Below are 17,940 nucleotides of genomic sequence, written 5' to 3'. Positions count from 1 at the left end.
ATAAGGATTTTCAATGACTTTTTACAGCAACACCTGTCGAGTTTCAGGTGTTTTGTTGCTTGTAATGCCACTGCTATTAGGCGGTTGCAGTAGTACTGGCCACAATCATAAAAGCAATTGCGGGGGAACGCAGAAAGGCATGTCCACTGGTGGTCATGGCGGCGGCCCTGGCGGCATGGGCGGGGGTCCCGGCGGAGACATGGGGGGCCGCCATGGAGGTGGCATGGGCGGCGGTCCTGGCGGTAAGGGCGGGATGCCTCCAGGCGGTGCCGGTAATTGCGATATCACAGAGGGTGAAATGGATAAGAATGCGCTGCCAGCGCAGCAACATTCTAAATATTTCAAAGATCTGAATGATCGTACGGCAGATATCAACGCCTATGCTGATGCCTTAAAGGAAAAAGGATTACTGCCTGGATATCAGGGCGAATATCACCCCTATCTGGCATTGACCCGAGGTGAACTGGCAGCAATGCTCTACGCCTTTTATCGTTACCCGAATAGCAGTGCCGCTTATGATGATGTAAAACCTGATATTTTCTACTATCAGGCAACCTTGCACGGCCGAGCAGCCAAAGTCTTCAAAGATACGTTTTCCTTCAACCCTGACACTCAGGTGACGCGTCAGGACGTTGCCTTGTGGATGTATAAAAGTGAATTACTTGCCGGTATGCCGACCGACAGTATTTCAGAAGATCTTTCTTCTGTAAGCGATGCAGCCAACATTACATTGGGGTACGAAAAAGCGGTCGCGACCATGCTAAAACTTGGTGTGATGCGCACAGATTATGATGGCAACTTTAATCCCCAAGAGGCGTTCAGTCGGGCGGAGTTTGCCCCCATATTTTACCGATTAGTGACCCGCAATGAGGCGCCAACTGATTTCAAAGGCCGACCACCGCGTCCGGATGGTTCAAGAGTTCGTGACGGCCATCAACCAGATCAATTTGGGGAACCCCCGAAAGACTTGCCATCGCCAGAGTTAAATAATGGATTTGCGCCTATGCCTGAACGTCCGGTGGATCATGGTGGTTATGCCAATACCCTAACCGCTGATGTGAATCACAGTAGCTATCGTTCAAGTGCAGATAATCAGAACGCGCTTCGGGTGACGGGTAAGGTTCATCCCACGCTCACCGATATCACCGTATTCAAAACTGCGGGTAAACCTGTCACAGAAGACGCCGCAAATTTTTATGGGGCTAATGCAGCCGTCTTAGCCCTGAATGGTGCCGATGTCACCTTGGTTCGAGGTAATATTCAAAGCAAAGCCAGTGGCGGCAACGGTATATTTGCCTATGGCACCTCCACGAAAGTTCACGTCAACAACACCTATATCCGTACCACCAGCGACAATGCCGGTGGCGTCATGGTTGCTGGTGGTGCCGAAGTATATGTACAAGGCGCGGATATCGACACTCAAGGTCGCGCTTCTGCCGCTTTGAGAAGTGATCGCGGCGGCGGCAAATTAACCGTAAATGGCGGTCAGTACATGGCACAGGGAGAAGGCTCTCCCGCGATATATAGCACTGCCGATATCATTGTGAATGATGCCAAATTGACAGCAACGACCTCAGAAGCGGTTGTTGTAGAAGGTAGCAATAGTGTGCAGCTAAACGGCAGTGTTGTGAGTGGCAACATGCAGCGCAAAGGTGCTCAGAATCTACAGAATGTCATGTTGTACCAAAGCATGTCAGGTGATGCACAACAAGGCACTGGCCGCTTTACCATGACAGGTGGTGCATTGACCGCCAACAATGGCGACATGTTTTATGTGACCAATACCCATGCAAAAGTCACCCTGCAACAAGTCATGCTCAACCTTGCTAACAGCGTACTACTGAAAGTAGCGGGTAACGATGCGCGCAATGGTTGGGGACACATAGGTAAAAATGGCGGCCACTGCGAGTTTACCGCAATTGATCAGCAGCTTGAGGGCAAGATCCTGGTGGATAATAGTTCCAGTCTGCAACTCTCTCTGGAGGGTAACTCGATGTTAACAGGCAGTATTAATGCTGATGGCACCAATGCTGAAGTGGCAATGATATTAAGCCCTACCAGCCACTGGCAATTGACTGCCGATAGTTATCTGAGCAACTTCAAAGGCAATTTAGCCAATGTGGATGCTCATGGCTTTAGGCTGTATGTGAACGGGGAACAACTAAAATAAGTGAGTGCCAATTAGTTAAACCCGCCACTTGACGGGTTTAACTTCGGAGATTGCCGCAACCTTACGAAGGAAAAACATGTCGCCACAGATGGGAAAAAGGCAGCACTAATAACAGTGCCGGTAAAAAATTCACCACGGAAAAATTCATGATTTTCGCAATCCGCAATCCTATCGCTAACATAATGATGCCACCTACGGCAGAAAAATCAGCGTAGGCTATCGCATCCATATATGGCTGAATCGGTTTTGCCAACAGAAACAACGACGCCTGCACACCAAACTGCACGATTGCGATCATCACGACTCCGGGACCTAGCGCTATCGCAAATATCATGGCGGTCACTAAATCCATCATTGATTTAACCAATAACAGTTTATAGTCGCCATTAAGCCCTTCGGTGATGGCACCAATCACCCCTAACCCGCTGGCACCAAACAGCACAATCAATGCTGTGAACTGTTGAGAAAACTCAGTTTTTCCTAATCCCCGCGGCATGGGCAGAAAACGATTAATTTTTTGCTGAATAATGGCGGCGACTTTGGTGACTCCCGCCTCGAAATAAAATAATTCGCCAATAGCCGTTCCTAAAATCAGCGACATCACTACCACAGGCATGTTGTGCCCTTTGATGATCATCGAAATCCCAATGGCCACTGAAGCCAGCGCAAAAGTGGCGGGTAACCCATGCTGCAGTCGTTTTGGAATAAACTTACAAAGCGATGCCCCCAATAAGCCACCCACAATAATGGCACAACTGTTAATCATGGGACCAATCATCATAATGCGAACACTCCGAGAATAACGCACCACCGTTACCAGACGACTGACAACACTGGCTTAGCACACCAGAAGAGGCGAGATCTGATAAAGAGGAATTTCAGATAGAAGACAGGCTGGGCTTTCAATAAAGGCTTGCAGCAGTAGGATGATAGAAAATCCAAGTCCCTAATACTGCCTACCCACTCAACTGCAAAAATTCAGCAGCAAAGCCATGCTGACTCACGGAAGTCGAGGATAAACAGCCTAGATTCATTGCATCACTTTGTGCCTTGACAGGGTACACCATATTGGTACGCGGATCACGCTAACACTAATATTGCGGGGTACTTCAGCGATTTGGAATTTAATTCTGGTTTGTCTTGCCGCTCATGACTATTTTTTCTCCAGAGCGCATAACGCAATCATCCATCCTTGGTTTTCTGTGTCCCTGGGGAGGGGTTATGTCCAAAATCTTTTTCTTCCTGACATTGCTACTGTTAGGCGGTTGCAGTTGTTCTGCCTACCAGCCACCGATGGCGAATGTTTATATGCCGGATCAACACACATTAGTCTTCAGCGGCGAGACTAGAACTGAAAGTGTTAAACAAGCATTAGCTCTGGTGCAAAATGCTAAATCTCCGGTCACCACATTAATTATTACCAGCACAGGCAGTAATCCCGCGGGCGGAATGATGTTGGGGGAATGGGTCTATCAGCAGCAAGTCGCTGTAGAAGTTCGGGAGATATGTGCGGGCAGTTGTGCCAACTATATCTTTACCGCAGCCAGTAGTGTCAAGGTCGACCAAGATGCCGTGATTGGCTTTCAGGGAGGGGCTTGGCAGCAACACTGGGACAAGCCCTGGTACCGATTTTTAGTGCCAGGCTTTGATGAACATAAATGTCTATCAGTTACCGAATGGCGTGAGCGTGAAATCGCCTTCTTTGAACGTATTGGTGTCAGGGAGGAAATCACCCTCATGGGACAAATTAAGCCATTTGCTCAGCAGCGTTCCGGTAAATCTTGGTGGAGCTATCGTGCAGCAGACTTTAGTAAATTTGGCCTTCGCCAGGTACATGTTACCGATAACTACGACCGGCAAAGTAAAGTGGATATTCTTGAGTTTGCGCCTGGGCAACTGGAAAGCTACCTAGCCACTAATACTCTGCTGAGTAACGTAGCCCATTGAAAAATAGTTAACGCAGAACCATAGCGCTCCCCGCATGCTAATGGCCTTTAACCCATAAAGCAGGACTGGTCAAATTGACTGGACAATTCGTCAAACCACGCACAGTATTGTAACTAAATTAACTTAAACAACTAATTGCTTATAGGGTTTGCCATGGTTTTACAAATTGTTATCGCACTGCTGTTTATCACCAGTTGTTTTATTAACGTCCGTAAACGTTCCGATGAAACAGAGGTGTTACAGAAAATCGGTGAAAGTAATCTTGAGATTGAAATGCTGGTACAACAGGGGTTAGATCGCCTGACTGATGAAGGTGCGGTGTTTCTATGGTCTGCAAATGGCAATAAGGGACTGAATCTGGCGCTGACAGCTAATGCGGTGGCGCAATTGAAGGAACAGGGAATCATTAATCCAGCGTCATACTTTTTGCATAAAAAAGTCGCTGTATCTGGAGCGGTAATGAAACTCAACGGCCAACATCTGTTACCCATTCAGGCCGCAGATCAAATCCAGATCCTTAGTTAATCAACGCCCTTTTATAAAAAGACAAAGGCCGTAACTCACCGGCCTTTTCAGTTATGTATGCCTATTGTTCTTCCCGAAGAAATACTGGCGTATTAGCTGTCGACTGTGCGGCGCAATAGTAGTAACCCGCACGGTTAAACTGCTGCAGTTCTTCCGCCTTTGTTATTGGATGTTCCAGCAAATAACGCGCCATTAAGCCGCGCGCCTTTTTGGCATAGAAGCTGATAATTTTGTATTGACCATTTTTGGCATCTTTAAAAACTGGCGAGATTAGCTGACCGCTAAGTTTCTCAGGGCGTACCGCCTTAAAATACTCATTAGATGCCAGATTGATGATCAATTTATCCGGCTGCCCCAGTAATGCTTGGTTAATCCCTTCAGTAAGGGTATTGCCCCAAAATTGATACAGATTTGTCCCTTTCTGATTTTGCAGCGGTATTCCCATCTCCAGACGATAAGGCTGCATTAAATCCAAGGGCTTCAATAACCCGTATAAGCCAGACAAGATCCGCAGGTGTTGTTGGGCATTTTCCACTAAGGTTTCAGACATGGTATCGGCATCAAGCCCGGTATAGACATCACCACGAAAGGCATACAGTGCCTGCTTAGCATTATCAGGAGAAAAAGGAGGACGCCACTGCGCAAAACGTGCGGCATTCAGGCCAGCGATTTTATCACTGACTTTCATCAATGATGCAATTTGTGAAGGGGTTAATTGGCGGCACTCCGCCATCAACTGCTCACTGTACTGTAGATATTCGGGCTGGGAATATTGTTTCACCGCTGCAGGATGTTCAAAATCTAAAGTTTTTGCAGGCGAAATCAGGATAAGCATTCGTCACTCCAATTGGCGTTTCAATTGTTAATATCATACTGATCCATAATAAAAAAACCACGCAGTGATTGCGTGGTTTTTTCGATAGGCTTAAACGATGTCAGGTATTAGCCTCGACAACGACTGCCTCGGTTACTGGTTCTTCTGACTCGCCATTCCAGATATCGTCATCAATCTGCGATGCCAGATCTGGAAACTGTCGTTTATCAAATACCGGGCTTTTACCTTCACTCAATTGCTCTCGATAATCATTGATAACTCTCATGGCAACCCCAGATAACAGTACCAGTGCCAGAATATTCACCATGGCCATCAGCCCCATGGAAAGGTCAGCCATATTCCACACCAACGAAATCTTCGCCACCGAGCCAAACATCACCATCGCCAGCACCAGTAGCTTGAATATGGCGATGGCCTTTTTGCTATTACCGGTAAGAAACAACACGTTGGTTTCAGCGTATGAATAATTGGCAATGATCGACGTGAAACAAAACAGCAGAATTGACCCCGCAACAAACCAGCCGCCCCATGAACCTACATGATGACTCAGCGCATTAATGGTCAGTTGAATACCATCTTCAGCACTGTTATTCCATTCACCCGACAATAGAATAATGGCGGCAGTGGCACTGCATATGACGATAGTGTCCATAAACACGCCTACCATCTGTACAAAGCCCTGTGACGCCGGGTGGTTAGGTGTCGGAGAGGCACTCGCTGCGACATTAGCTGCACTGCCCATACCGGCTTCATTAGAAAATAGTCCACGCGCAATCCCGGCTTGTAATGCTTGAGATGCTGTGTACGCAACACCACCCGCGGCCACTTCCTGCCAACCAAAAGCACTTTTCACCACCATGACTAAAATTGCCGGGAGCTGACTAATATTCATTGCGACAACAACTAACGCGATAGCGATATAAGCAAGCGCCATCACCGGGACAATCACTTCCGAGACTCGAGCGACTTTGCGTAGTCCGCCCATAATCACTAAGGCACTACCAACGACCAGCAAAACACCTATCCAGGCGGGTTGCCAACCGAATACTTCCGTCATCGCCCCGGTAATAGTGTTAGCCTGTACGGCATTGAAAACCAAGCCAAAAGAGATAATCAGAAATACCGCAAACAGGATCCCCATCCACCGTTGTCCCAGTCCACGTTCCATATAATAGGATGGACCACCACGGAACTGTCCGTCTTTATCCCTCACTTTATAGACTTGGGCGAGGGTTGACTCAACCATTGCCGTCGCCATGCCCAGCAATGCAATGACCCACATCCAGAATACTGCGCCCGGGCCGGCGGTACTGATAGCAACAGCCACCCCGGCCATATTACCCGCACCAACTCTGGCTGCCATGCTGGTACAAAAGACTTGAAACGACGACAAACCACTGTCGCAACCTTCACGACTGGTCATCATGATCCGCGCTGAATGGCCTAAATGAGTTACTTGAATAAATAACAATCTAATTGTGAAATACAGACCTGCACCGACAAGCGCATAAACCAGTAACTTGCCCCATAACAGGGAGTTGAGGAAATTAACGATAGTTTCAACCATGAGCTTAACTCAAGGGCGACAACGGCAAGTCATTGACCATGACCACCGCAGGACCCAAGACATCCTCCCAAGACCAACAAAATAGACATCAGGCATAAATTGAACGCAACCGGCCAAACATCACCGTTTCAAGGCCTCCAATTCATATCCACCACATTGTTTTAATTATATTTTTTATTATCTCTGCAATTTCCCTTATTGCATAAGAAGGCGATACAAATCATCTAAAATAGATGCACAACAACATCTGTGCAGAATATCGCCGACCTGCCACAACAGGTTCCACCATCAATCTACCCGAAAAGAATGCATGAATACAAATCTGTTGCACCCAATCAAACCATAAGCTGGCTAACGGCAAATATTCCGCAGTAGATACGAAAAAAATCTCACAATTTTTAATATTTTTAGATGAAATACCGCTTTTGACTAATAAATCATAATCGCTGACAACATGTGAAAGCCCAATAGAAAGCAGTGCAGATTATTTATGATGATAATTTTCCGATTGTCATAATTTTCCATTTGATTAAAGAACAACATCAAACATGTATTTGAAATCGCGGTTATTAGACTGATTTTAACTATATTAAATCTGGATATTTACCAAATATTCACATATAAGAATCATATACATTACAAATAAAGGAAATTTTGTGCTGTGTGTGGAAAGTTTTTTAATAACGCCAGATAATTCTCAATGTTGATTAATAACAACGGGATTTATCCCTCGCTAGGTCGAATATACGACTAACAAACTTCATAGGACATGGAGAGTATGATGAACGCTAAACTTACTTCTTTATTACTGGTTTCTGCTATGCCATTTGTTGCGGCAGCAGCAGAACAGGAACTGACGCCTTGGTACATCGGTGCCGGTGCAGGTATCAATAATTACGAACCTAACTGTGATCAAAAAACCATGAAAACCTGTGGCAAAGATGACCCATTCGCTTGGGATGTTTTTGGCGGTTACATGTTTAGTGATTACTTTGGTGTTGAACTCGGTTATCGCAATCTGGGCCGTGCTGAATGGACTGACTATTCCGACGTCAGAGATGATGTGGGTGTCAAAGGTGCAACATTAGGCTTGGTTGGTTTCTGGCCTATAGCACAAGATTGGGCCGTGTCTGCTGAAGCGGGTGCGATGAACTACCTGATCTCTAACAAACAACAATATGGCACTCACTACTACAGCGATAGTGGTGTAGCACCTTATTTTGGTGTGGGGGTAGGTTACAACATCACCGAGAATCTCAAGCTGCAGGCAAAATATCGCCGCTACGAAAATCTTGATGAAGAAAAGTGGAACACCCTCAGCATGGAAAGTAACTACTGGGGATTGGAACTGAGTTATCGCTTTGGCTATAGCACACCGGCACCAATGCCAGCACCAGAACCAGCACCAGCTCCCGTCGCTGCTGCGCCAGTCGATAGCGATCATGATGGTGTAACTGATGATATGGACCAGTGTCCAAATACCCCTATCGAACACAAGGTTGACGCTAAGGGTTGTTCTATTTACGTAGAGAAGCTGGAAACCCTGAAAATTGCCGCTAAGTTCGATAACAATTCATCCGTGGTAAAACCAGACTCCATGGCTGATATCGAAAAAGTCGCCAGCTTTATGAACAAATATCCAAAAGCTGATTTGGAAATTTCAGGCCATGCCTCGCTGCCAGGTAAAGCCAGCTACAACCTGTGGTTGTCTCAAAAACGTGCTGACGCTGTCGCCAAGATCCTGGTGGATAAATATGGCATTGCAGCCTCTCGTATCACTGCCAAAGGTTATGGTGAAACCCAGCCATTAGTGCAGGGAACTTCTCCTGAAGCTAACGAAGCAAACCGCCGCATTGAAGCTCACATCAGCTTTAAAAATAAGCAAGCACTGCTGAAATAAGCTGTTAGTTGATACCGAACAAAAGCCGCTGTCTTCAGCGGCTTTTTTGTTGCCGCGATAGTCGGTACACTGGCACAACAAAAGTTTGTTGCGTCAAACGATTTGCCTCCGGTTGCCATGACTATCCAGTGAGTGGCAAGATGTGCGAACACATTACAAGTAAAGATCATGCAAGTTTGACAGAATATCTGTAAAGGACGTTATCCATGGCGAATACACTCGCACAACTGAAATCCATGACTACCATAGTTGCCGACACCGGTGATATTGAAGCAATTAAACGTTATCAACCGGAAGATGCAACCACTAACCCGTCTTTGATCCTCAAAGCTGCGCAAATTCCCGAATATGCGGGACTCATTGATAACGCAATTGCTTGGGCAAAAACTCAAAGCAGTGACAAAGCCCAGCAATTGGAAGATGCCGCAGATAAACTTGCAGTCAATATCGGCGTCGAAATCCTGAAACTGGTGCCTGGTAAAGTGTCTACCGAAGTAGATGCTCGGTTGTCTTTTGACAAAACAGCATCAATCGCTAAAGCGCAGAAACTGATAAAACTCTACCAAGAAGCGGGCATCGATAAATCACGTATTCTGATCAAACTCGCATCCACCTGGGAAGGTGTATGCGCGGCAAAACAACTCGAACAATCGGGCATCAACTGCAATTTAACGCTGCTATTTAGTTTCGCCCAGGCCAGAGCTTGTGCTGAAGCGGGCGTATTTCTCATTTCACCCTTTGTTGGCCGCATTTTAGATTGGTACAAAAAGAGTACCGGTTCAGACTACAGTGCCAGTGAAGATCCTGGCGTGCTGTCTGTTACGAAAATCTATGAATACTACAAACGGCACGGCTACAATACCGTCGTGATGGGTGCGAGCTTCCGTAATACCGGAGAAATCATCGAACTTGCCGGTTGCGACCGTTTGACTATCGGCCCGTCATTGTTAGAAGAGTTGGCCAACAGTGACGTGGTTATTTCCCGAAAGTTGAGACCGGCCGACGATACTCAGCCTGCACCAGCGCCCATGACCGAAGCAGAATTTCGGTGGGTATTTAACGAAGATGCCATGGCGGTTGAAAAGCTGGCAGAGGGGATCCGTAACTTTGCCATCGATCAGGATAAACTGGAGGCTATGCTTAAGGCTAAGTTAGCTTAAGCTCGCTCTGGATATAAAGGACTATGAATTTATCCCATGAGTAAACTCACCCGATATACAAGTTGGCAGGCACTGACAGGACTGGTAAACACCCTACCCCACATGCGGCAGTTGTTTGCTGATGATCCGCAACGCTTTGATAAATACTCGCTTAAAGACTGCGGGCTGCTACTAGATTACTCAAAAAACCGTATTGATGCCCAAGTTGTACAACAGTTACTGCAACTTGCAGCAGAGGCGGGATTACCGCAAAAAATTGCCGCGATGTTTGCTGGTGCGCTGATTAACACCACCGAAAAACGTGCCGTCCTGCATACAGCTTTACGTGCACCTGCTGATGCCGATATTCGGGTCGATGACTGCAATGTCGTCCCCGAAGTACAAGCAACCCTCAAAAAAATGGCGGCGTTTATCGACGCGTTATATCACGGAGAGTGGCGCGGTTGTACTGGCAAGAAAATTACCGATGTGGTTGCCATCGGCATTGGCGGCTCATTTCTCGGTCCTAAAATCGTTTCCGAAGCACTGAAACCCTACTGGAACGGCAAACTCAACTGCCATTTTGTCGCAAACGTTGACGGTAGTTGTCTTAGCGATAAGCTTGAAGCGCTCGATCCACAGACGACCCTGTTTCTGATGTCCTCTAAATCTTTTGGTACTCAGGAAACGCTCACCAACACGCTTTCAGCTAAAGCTTGGTTCTTAGCCAAGGGGCATACACAAGCGGATGTTGCCAAGCATTTCGCTGCTATCACTTCGAATGTTGAAAAAGCGACAGCGTTTGGTATTGATGCCGATAACATCTTTCCGATGTGGGATTGGGTGGGTGGCCGCTATTCGTTATGGTCTGCCATAGGACTGCCGATCGCATTATTGATTGGTATGGATAATTTCCGCCTGCTGTTGCAAGGTGCGAGAGAAATGGACGTGCATTTCGCCGCAACACCACTAGCGCAAAATATGCCCGTAATAATGGGATTGTTGTCTATCTGGTATAACAACTTCCAAGGCGCACAATCGCATGTGGTGTTGACCTACGATCATTACTTGCGCGGTTTACCGGCTTACTTCCAGCAACTGGATATGGAAAGTAACGGTAAGTCCGTTACCTTAGATGGTGAAACTGTAGACTACAGCACCGGGCCGGTGATTTGGGGTGGCGAAGGCACCAACGGTCAGCATGCCTATCATCAACTGCTGCATCAAGGCACAGCGTTAATTCCCGCTGACTTTATTCTGCCATTGCAAAGTCATCATCCTTTAGGTGAACATCATGCACAGTTGGCCTCCAATTGTTTTGGCCAGACACAAGCATTGATGCAAGGCCGCACCTATGAGGAAGCCTTGACAGAACTCGCTAACAGTTCTTTAAGTGCATCTGAAAAGCAGCTGATTGCCCGTCATAAAGTGATGCATGGGAATAAACCCAGTAATACCATCCTGATGGATAAACTGACCCCCGAAACCCTAGGTGCACTGATTGCACTCTATGAGCATCGGACCTTTGTGCAAGGGGCTATTTGGGATATTAATGCCTTTGATCAATGGGGAGTTGAGCTTGGGAAAACATTAGGAAATGCTGTGTTAACCCGACTTTCTGCACCACAAGACTGTAATGACCTTGATAGCTCCAGTAACAGTCTGATTGGTTTGTTTAGAAAACAAAGAATTTAAATCATATCAAATAATTAAGGCCGGCATTCAATCCCGGCCTTATCTCACTTCACATCAAGAAATTTCATCTTAATGTAAATGTCTTAAACATTTAACACTGGGGAAACATTTAGCTTGCACCCTGTTCAGCAAGTATGCTATTTAAATGCTGACAAAACATACAACAACAGGAGGTTGCCATGGATCAATTAGATTATGGTAGTGCGCTTGACCTAGTGGAAGAAAGACCCAGCCGTTCTCGCAACTCCAAAAAACGTAAATGGCGGGAGATTGAAGCGTTAAAGGAAAAACACCGCTTAATGCGGGAGCTTAAGGAAATCGATAGCAGCTTTGATGCTGATTTGGAAACCCTTCTGATTTAGTATGTAAAAAAGGCCATGGTCAATACCGTGGCCTTTTTGTTAGAAGCTGTCCCGTCCTGAATGACGTAGCAGTATACTGCCGCTGCCCAGGTATGTTTATCTTAACTCAGCAGGTACCGCAAATACGGTATCTTCTTTGCGCCCTTCAACTTCGGTTATCACACTAGGCGCTAATTGAGCGATAGCGTCCACCACTTGCTGCACCAGCACTTCTGGCGCAGATGCTCCTGCGGTCACCGCCACTTTAGTGACCCCAGAAAACCAGTCAGCGTCAATATCCGCGGCGTTATCCAGCAAGTACGCCTTAGTGCCAGACTTCTGCGCGAGTTCTTTTAGGCGATTTGAATTTGAGCTGTTGCGAGAGCCAACAACAATTAATAGGTCCACATCTGATGCAATCTTACGTACCGCATCCTGGCGATTCTGGGTGGCGTAACAAATATCATCCTTACGCGGCCCCTCAATGCAAGGAAAACGCTTTTGTAACGCGGCAATGATATCTATGGTGTCATCAACAGACAGCGTTGTTTGGGTGACGAAGCAAAGGTTTTTGGCATTTTTAACCTGAAGCTTGGCAACGTCTTCCAGAGACTCAACCAGATACACTCCGCCCTCAGGATTATCATATTGCCCCATGGTGCCTTCCACCTCTGGGTGACCGGCATGACCGACCAAAATACACTCGACGCCTTTACGGCTGGCACGGGTCACCTGCAGATGCACTTTCGTCACCAATGGACAGGTCGCATCAAAGACTTTCAGTCCACGCTGTTTGGCTTCGCCACGCACGGCTTGCGACACGCCGTGTGCACTGAAAATCACAATGCTGTTGTCTGGGACCTGATCGAGTTCATCGACGAATACCGCCCCGCGGTGTTTCAGATCTTCCACCACATAGCGGTTATGTACGACTTCGTGTCGCACATAAATTGGAGGAGAGAACAGTTCCAACGCCCGCTCTACAATACTGATAGCACGATCCACACCGGCACAAAAACCACGAGGATTGGCCAGAAGAATATTCAGAGCTGATGGTTGTGGCTTGGTATCAGTCATCGTTAAGCTCCTGTAGCACTTCTAACTGGAATGTTAGTGTCTGTCCGGCCAATGGATGATTCATATCCACGGTGACGGAATCTCCCGCAACTTCTCGAACAATGCCTGGAATTTCAGCGCCATTAGCACCGGCAAAGCCGACGATGACGCCGGGCTCCAGCGTCATATCGGCCGGGAAACGGGTACGGTCCAGATAATAGATATTATCGGGATTTACCTCTCCAAACGCATCAATCGGCGCTAACGTGAAATCATGTTTGTCGCCTACAACGAGCCCAGAAAGCTGGGCATCAAACGCTGGGCTTAAACTACCATCGCCGATATTCAGACGTACCGGTTTATGATTTGCTCGGGTATTTTCTGCGGTGGAACCATCTTCCAGTAAGATTACCATATGACACAGTAGAGAACGCTTCTCAGACATAGCTATTCCTTTGTTGCAGCGGGCTTTTCCTGGGCCTTATCGCCAAAAAAAGCCTCCCACACAATCAGAAATGCGCCGACACAGATAGCCGAATCAGCGATATTAAAAGCAGGATAGTGGCTGGTCTGCCAATGGAAATCGAGAAAATCCACCACAAATCCGTGCACCAGGCGATCCAAAAGATTACCCAGCGCACCGCCAATGACCAGGGTATAGGCTACTGACAGCAACCTTTTTGCCGCAGGTAAGCGACGTAACCAGATGGTCAGCACAACACTGAAACCCACGGCGACCAAGGTAAACATCCAGCGTTGCCAGCCACCAGCATCCCCGAGGAAACTGAAAGCGGCACCGTAGTTGCGCACATAGGTCAAGTTGAAAACCGGCAACAGTTTTACCGATTCATACAGATCAAAATTGGCCAGAATCCACTGTTTGGATAGTTGGTCCGCCATAAAGGCCAACACCACTATCCAATACCAGCGCAGACCACTCTGTTTCCAGTCAGCAGGCATACGGTACCTTAAGCGAACAGACGTTGCTCGCCTTCCCCTTCAATATTGGTCACACAGCGACCACAAAGATGTGGATGCGCAGGATTTACGCCTACATCTTCACGATGATGCCAGCAACGTTCGCATTTTTCTGCAGCCGCTTTGCTAACCTGCAGTTTCAATGCCGACAATTCTGTGTCAGTGGCATCGGCAGGCGCCTGCGCCAACGGCTGCACGGTAGCTTTCGAGGTCAATAGCACGAAACGCAATTCATCACCAATTTTTGCCAGTGCGTCAGCGAGTGCTTCATCAGCAAATAACACCACTTCAGCTTCTAACGCCCCCCCAATCAGTTGGTCACGACGCCCCTGTTCCAAGGCCTTGTTGACTTCATCACGCACTTGCAGCAACTGTTGCCAGTAGCTATCGCTGAGATCGTTGTCCAAGGTGACAGATTTAAGGCCGTCATACCATTCCTGAGTAAACACATAAGTGTCGCGTTTGCCCGGCATTAACTGCCAGATTTCATCGGCAGTAAAGCTCAGAATTGGCGCGATCCAACGGACCATGGCTTCCGCAATCAAGAACAGGGCTGATTGGCAGCTACGGCGCGCATGACCATTACTTTTAGCGGTGTACTGGCGATCTTTAATGATATCCAGATAGAAACTACCCAGCTCTACCGAACAGAACTGCATCAGCTTCTGCACCACGATGTGGAAACTATAGCTGTTGTAAGCTTCCAGTAACTCCTGCTGCAATGCGGCGGCACGACGCACCACCCAGCGATCCAACGCCACCATCTCTTCGATAGCGATGGTATCCGTTTCTGGATTAAAACCATTCAGATTAGCCAGCAGGAAGCGCGCGGTGTTGCGAATACGACGATAGGCATCGGCACTGCGTTTCAGAATTTCGTCGGAAACGGTCATTTCACCACTGTAATCCGTGGAGGCTACCCACAAACGCAGAATGTCAGCCCCCAGCTTATTGATGACTTCCATTGGTGCAATGACGTTACCCAATGACTTGGACATCTTGCGGCCTTTGGCATCGACCGTAAAACCATGGGTCAGCACTTGCTTGTAAGGTGCCTTACCATTCATGGCAGTGGACAACATCAATGACGACATGAACCAGCCACGATGCTGATCTGAACCTTCCAGATAAAGGTCAGCTTCTTTCCCATGAAATTCCGGACGAGTCGCGACCACAGTGGCAAAAGTTGAGCCGGAGTCATACCACACATCCAACGTGTCAGACACTTTGCGGTAGTTAGCAGCATCGGCACCCAGCAGCTCTTCGATGTCTAAATCCCACCAGGCCTGAATACCATGTTGTTCAATACGCGCAGCAACTTTTTCCATCAGCGCAACAGTGTCGGGATGTAGCTCATCGGTATCTTTATGGACAAACAGTGTAATGGGGACACCCCAAGTACGCTGACGGGAAATACACCAGTCAGGGCGGTTAGCGACCATTTTCTCAATGCGGCCTTCACCCCAGTCAGGGATCCATTGCGTCTGTTCAATCTCTTTCAACGCATCACTACGCAACCCTTTGTTATCCATAGAGATAAACCATTGCGGTGTCGCACGGAAAATAATTGGGGTTTTGTGGCGCCAGCAATGCGGGTAACTATGGCGATAGGCCTGATAATGTAACAGCGCGCCACGCTCTTTCAACACGGCGACGACATCATCATTGGCTTTGAACACATGCTTACCGGCAAACAATGGAGTGTCATCTTTATAGACACCGTTGTCACCGACCGGATTCGCGACTTCCAAACCGTATTTTTGGCCTACCACGAAGTCATCCTGACCGTGTCCAGGCGCAGTGTGCACCACACCGGTACCGGAATCAGTGGTGACGTGATCGCCTAATACCACCGGTACTGTAAACTCATAAAATGGATGCTGGAAACGGATCAGTTCGAGCGCTTCACCTTTGCAGCGCCCCAATACTTGGGATGCTGTGGCGTCATAACGTTTGAGGCACTCTTCATAAAGGGCTTCTGCCAGCACCAGTGTCCTCTTGCCCGATTCCAGTTCAGCTTCTACCAGCACGTAGTCCAGCTCAGGGCTGACACACAAGGCGCGGTTAGCTGGCATAGTCCATGGCGTGGTGGTCCAGATCACCATGGCTGGAGCAGTAACCGCTGTAACGCCAAATGCTGCGGCGACTTTTTCCGGTTCTGCACAAACAAAGGCTACATCAATAGCGGGTGAAGTGCGGTCTTCATATTCCACTTCCGCTTCGGCCAGTGCCGAACCACAATCGGTACACCAGTGCACCGGCTTCACGCCTTTTTGCAGATGACCATTGCTGATAACTTTGGCCAATGAGCGAACGATATTGGCTTCCGTATTGAAGTTCATTGTGAGGTAAGGATTATACCAATCCCCCAGCACTCCCAGACGAATAAAGTCCTGACGCTGGCCATCCACCTGAGTCGCCGCATATTGACGGCACTGTTCTCGGAATTCTGCCGCTGAAATTTTCTGGCCCGGTTTACCCACCTTCTGCTCAACTTTGAGTTCAATAGGCAAACCGTGGCAGTCCCATCCCGGTACATAAGGTGCGTCAAAACCGGACATGGTCTTGGACTTTACAATGATGTCTTTCAGGATCTTATTAACTGAGTGACCAATATGAATACTGCCGTTTGCGTATGGAGGGCCATCGTGCAGAATAAACATGTCACGGCCGCTACGGCTGTTGCGGATCTGCTGATATAGCTGTTCATCATTCCAGCGTTTCAGCATCTCGGGTTCCCGGTTTGCCAGGTTACCACGCATCGGAAACTCAGTTTCCGGCAGATTCAAAGTTGATTTATAGTCGCTCATTGATCCTTTACCATTTATATGGCTGATGACTCAGCCCGCATCATTGCTGAGTAACGCCTTAGCGTCATCAACATCATTCATAATCTGTTTTTGCAACGCGTCCAGTGATTGGAACGGCTTTTCATCACGAATTTTCGCCACCAGTTCCACTTCAACCCGTTTCCCATAAATATCGCCAGAGAAATCAAATAGATTGACTTCCAGCAAACAATTCTGACCTTTCACTGTCGGACGGAATCCAACATTGGCAACTCCGTCATATTTCTCGCTACCCGACCACCATAATCTGACAGCAAAAACACCGCGTACCGGCACAACCTGCCGTTTTAGCGCAATATTGGCGGTGGGAAATCCCAAAGTACGACCGAGCTGCTGACCATGAACCACGCGGCCAGACAACGTAAATGGATGACCTAATAATCGCCGCGCCTGTTCCAGATTTCCTTTGGCCAGAGCTTCACGGACCATAGTAGAACTGACGCGTTGGTCTCCCACCAAAAAGCTCGCAGTGTTTACCACAGCAAAACCATGATGTTCGCCGGCTTCACAAAGCATTTCAAAATCACCGCGACGTTTCTGACCAAAGCGAAAATCATCACCAATCACCAGATAGCGGACACCAAGTTTATCGACCAATAACGATTCAACAAACTGTTCCGGCGGCAACTGCGCAAATTGGTGATCAAAACGCACACACAGCAGACGATCAACGCCTAACTCGGCTAACAGGGCAATCTTATCTCGAAGCAAACTGATCCTTGCCGGGGCATTTTGACCAGCAAATAGCTCCTGAGGTTGCGGCTCAAAGGTCATCAGTGTGGCAGGTAACCCTAATTGCCTGGCTTTCTTGACCAGATTAGTAATTACCTCGGCATGCCCACGATGAACACCATCGAAGTTGCCGATGGTCAGCACACAACCGCGGTGATGAGCCTGAATATTATGTATTCCGCGAATCAGTTCCATTAATCAAACAA

At 47.7% G+C, this 17,940-nt stretch carries 15 protein-coding genes; 7 read left to right on the top strand and 8 right to left on the bottom strand.

Going from position 1 to position 17,940, the window contains the following annotated elements:
- Positions 1 to 13: 13 nt before the first annotated feature.
- A complete protein-coding gene (locus KDN34_RS04915; RefSeq protein WP_212595804.1) occupies positions 14 to 2,170 on the top strand; it encodes an S-layer homology domain-containing protein in 2,157 nt (718 codons plus the stop codon).
- A gap of 61 nt (positions 2,171 to 2,231) precedes the next feature.
- On the opposite strand, the gene KDN34_RS04910 is transcribed toward KDN34_RS04915, so the two are convergent.
- Positions 2,232 to 2,951 (bottom strand): DUF554 domain-containing protein, encoded by a 720-nt coding sequence (locus KDN34_RS04910; protein WP_212595803.1) that lies wholly within the window; start codon positions 2,949 to 2,951, stop codon positions 2,232 to 2,234.
- Positions 2,952 to 3,391: 440 nt separating this feature from the next.
- Here KDN34_RS04910 and KDN34_RS04905 point away from each other — a divergent pair, with 440 nt between their 5' ends.
- Entirely contained in the window at positions 3,392 to 4,117 is a 726-nt protein-coding gene (locus KDN34_RS04905; protein ID WP_212595802.1) for a hypothetical protein, read from the top strand.
- 153 nt (positions 4,118 to 4,270) lie between these two features.
- Positions 4,271 to 4,642 (top strand): hypothetical protein, encoded by a 372-nt coding sequence (locus KDN34_RS04900; RefSeq protein WP_212595801.1) that lies wholly within the window; start codon positions 4,271 to 4,273, stop codon positions 4,640 to 4,642.
- A 61-nt stretch (positions 4,643 to 4,703) separates the two neighbouring features.
- Here the strand turns inward: KDN34_RS04900 and yaaA are convergent, their stop codons facing one another.
- Together yaaA and KDN34_RS04890 are read right to left on the bottom strand one after the other, a co-directional pair.
- The gene (gene yaaA, locus KDN34_RS04895; RefSeq protein WP_212595800.1) at positions 4,704 to 5,477 is read right to left on the bottom strand and encodes a peroxide stress protein YaaA; all 774 of its coding nucleotides are present in this window, start codon (positions 5,475 to 5,477) and stop codon (positions 4,704 to 4,706) included.
- A 100-nt stretch (positions 5,478 to 5,577) separates the two neighbouring features.
- Positions 5,578 to 7,044 carry an alanine/glycine:cation symporter family protein gene (locus KDN34_RS04890; RefSeq protein WP_212595799.1) on the bottom strand — a complete coding sequence of 489 codons (1,467 nt, stop codon included), beginning with the start codon at positions 7,042 to 7,044 and terminating at the stop codon, positions 5,578 to 5,580.
- Positions 7,045 to 7,822: 778 nt separating this feature from the next.
- Here KDN34_RS04890 and KDN34_RS04885 point away from each other — a divergent pair.
- From KDN34_RS04885 to KDN34_RS04870, 4 genes are all read left to right on the top strand, one after another.
- A complete protein-coding gene (locus KDN34_RS04885; protein WP_212595798.1) occupies positions 7,823 to 8,944 on the top strand; it encodes an OmpA family protein in 1,122 nt (373 codons plus the stop codon).
- 206 nt (positions 8,945 to 9,150) lie between these two features.
- Positions 9,151 to 10,104 (top strand): transaldolase, encoded by a 954-nt coding sequence (gene tal / locus KDN34_RS04880; RefSeq protein WP_212595797.1) that lies wholly within the window; start codon positions 9,151 to 9,153, stop codon positions 10,102 to 10,104.
- A gap of 36 nt (positions 10,105 to 10,140) precedes the next feature.
- On the top strand, positions 10,141 to 11,778 hold the full coding sequence (gene pgi, locus KDN34_RS04875; protein ID WP_212595796.1) for a glucose-6-phosphate isomerase: 1,638 nt from the start codon (positions 10,141 to 10,143) through the stop codon (positions 11,776 to 11,778).
- A gap of 179 nt (positions 11,779 to 11,957) precedes the next feature.
- Positions 11,958 to 12,140, top strand: coding sequence for a DUF3545 family protein (locus tag KDN34_RS04870; RefSeq protein ID WP_212595795.1), 183 nt, complete (start codon positions 11,958 to 11,960; stop codon positions 12,138 to 12,140).
- Positions 12,141 to 12,236: 96 nt separating this feature from the next.
- On the opposite strand, the gene ispH is transcribed toward KDN34_RS04870, so the two are convergent.
- The 5 genes from ispH to ribF are packed head-to-tail and all read right to left on the bottom strand — an operon-like array spanning position 12,237 to position 17,929.
- On the bottom strand, positions 12,237 to 13,166 hold the full coding sequence (gene ispH / locus KDN34_RS04865) for a 4-hydroxy-3-methylbut-2-enyl diphosphate reductase (RefSeq protein WP_212596528.1): 930 nt from the start codon (positions 13,164 to 13,166) through the stop codon (positions 12,237 to 12,239).
- Between the two features lie 22 nt (positions 13,167 to 13,188).
- Positions 13,189 to 13,620 (bottom strand): FKBP-type peptidyl-prolyl cis-trans isomerase, encoded by a 432-nt coding sequence (fkpB, locus tag KDN34_RS04860; RefSeq protein ID WP_212595794.1) that lies wholly within the window; start codon positions 13,618 to 13,620, stop codon positions 13,189 to 13,191.
- Positions 13,621 to 13,622: 2 nt separating this feature from the next.
- Positions 13,623 to 14,135 carry a signal peptidase II gene (lspA, locus tag KDN34_RS04855; protein WP_212595793.1) on the bottom strand — a complete coding sequence of 171 codons (513 nt, stop codon included), beginning with the start codon at positions 14,133 to 14,135 and terminating at the stop codon, positions 13,623 to 13,625.
- An 8-nt stretch (positions 14,136 to 14,143) separates the two neighbouring features.
- Positions 14,144 to 16,963: an isoleucine--tRNA ligase gene (gene ileS, locus KDN34_RS04850; protein WP_212595792.1), complete on the bottom strand. Its 2,820-nt coding sequence runs from the start codon at positions 16,961 to 16,963 to the stop codon at positions 14,144 to 14,146.
- Between the two features lie 30 nt (positions 16,964 to 16,993).
- Positions 16,994 to 17,929, bottom strand: coding sequence for a bifunctional riboflavin kinase/FAD synthetase (gene ribF / locus KDN34_RS04845; RefSeq protein WP_212595791.1), 936 nt, complete (start codon positions 17,927 to 17,929; stop codon positions 16,994 to 16,996).
- Positions 17,930 to 17,940 lie beyond the last annotated feature (11 nt).

Source organism: Shewanella yunxiaonensis (assembly GCF_018223345.1).
Lineage (GTDB): Bacteria > Pseudomonadota > Gammaproteobacteria > Enterobacterales > Shewanellaceae > Shewanella > Shewanella yunxiaonensis.
The sequence above is the reverse complement of the archived record's forward strand: the minus strand, read 5'-3'. Positions and strand labels throughout refer to the sequence as shown.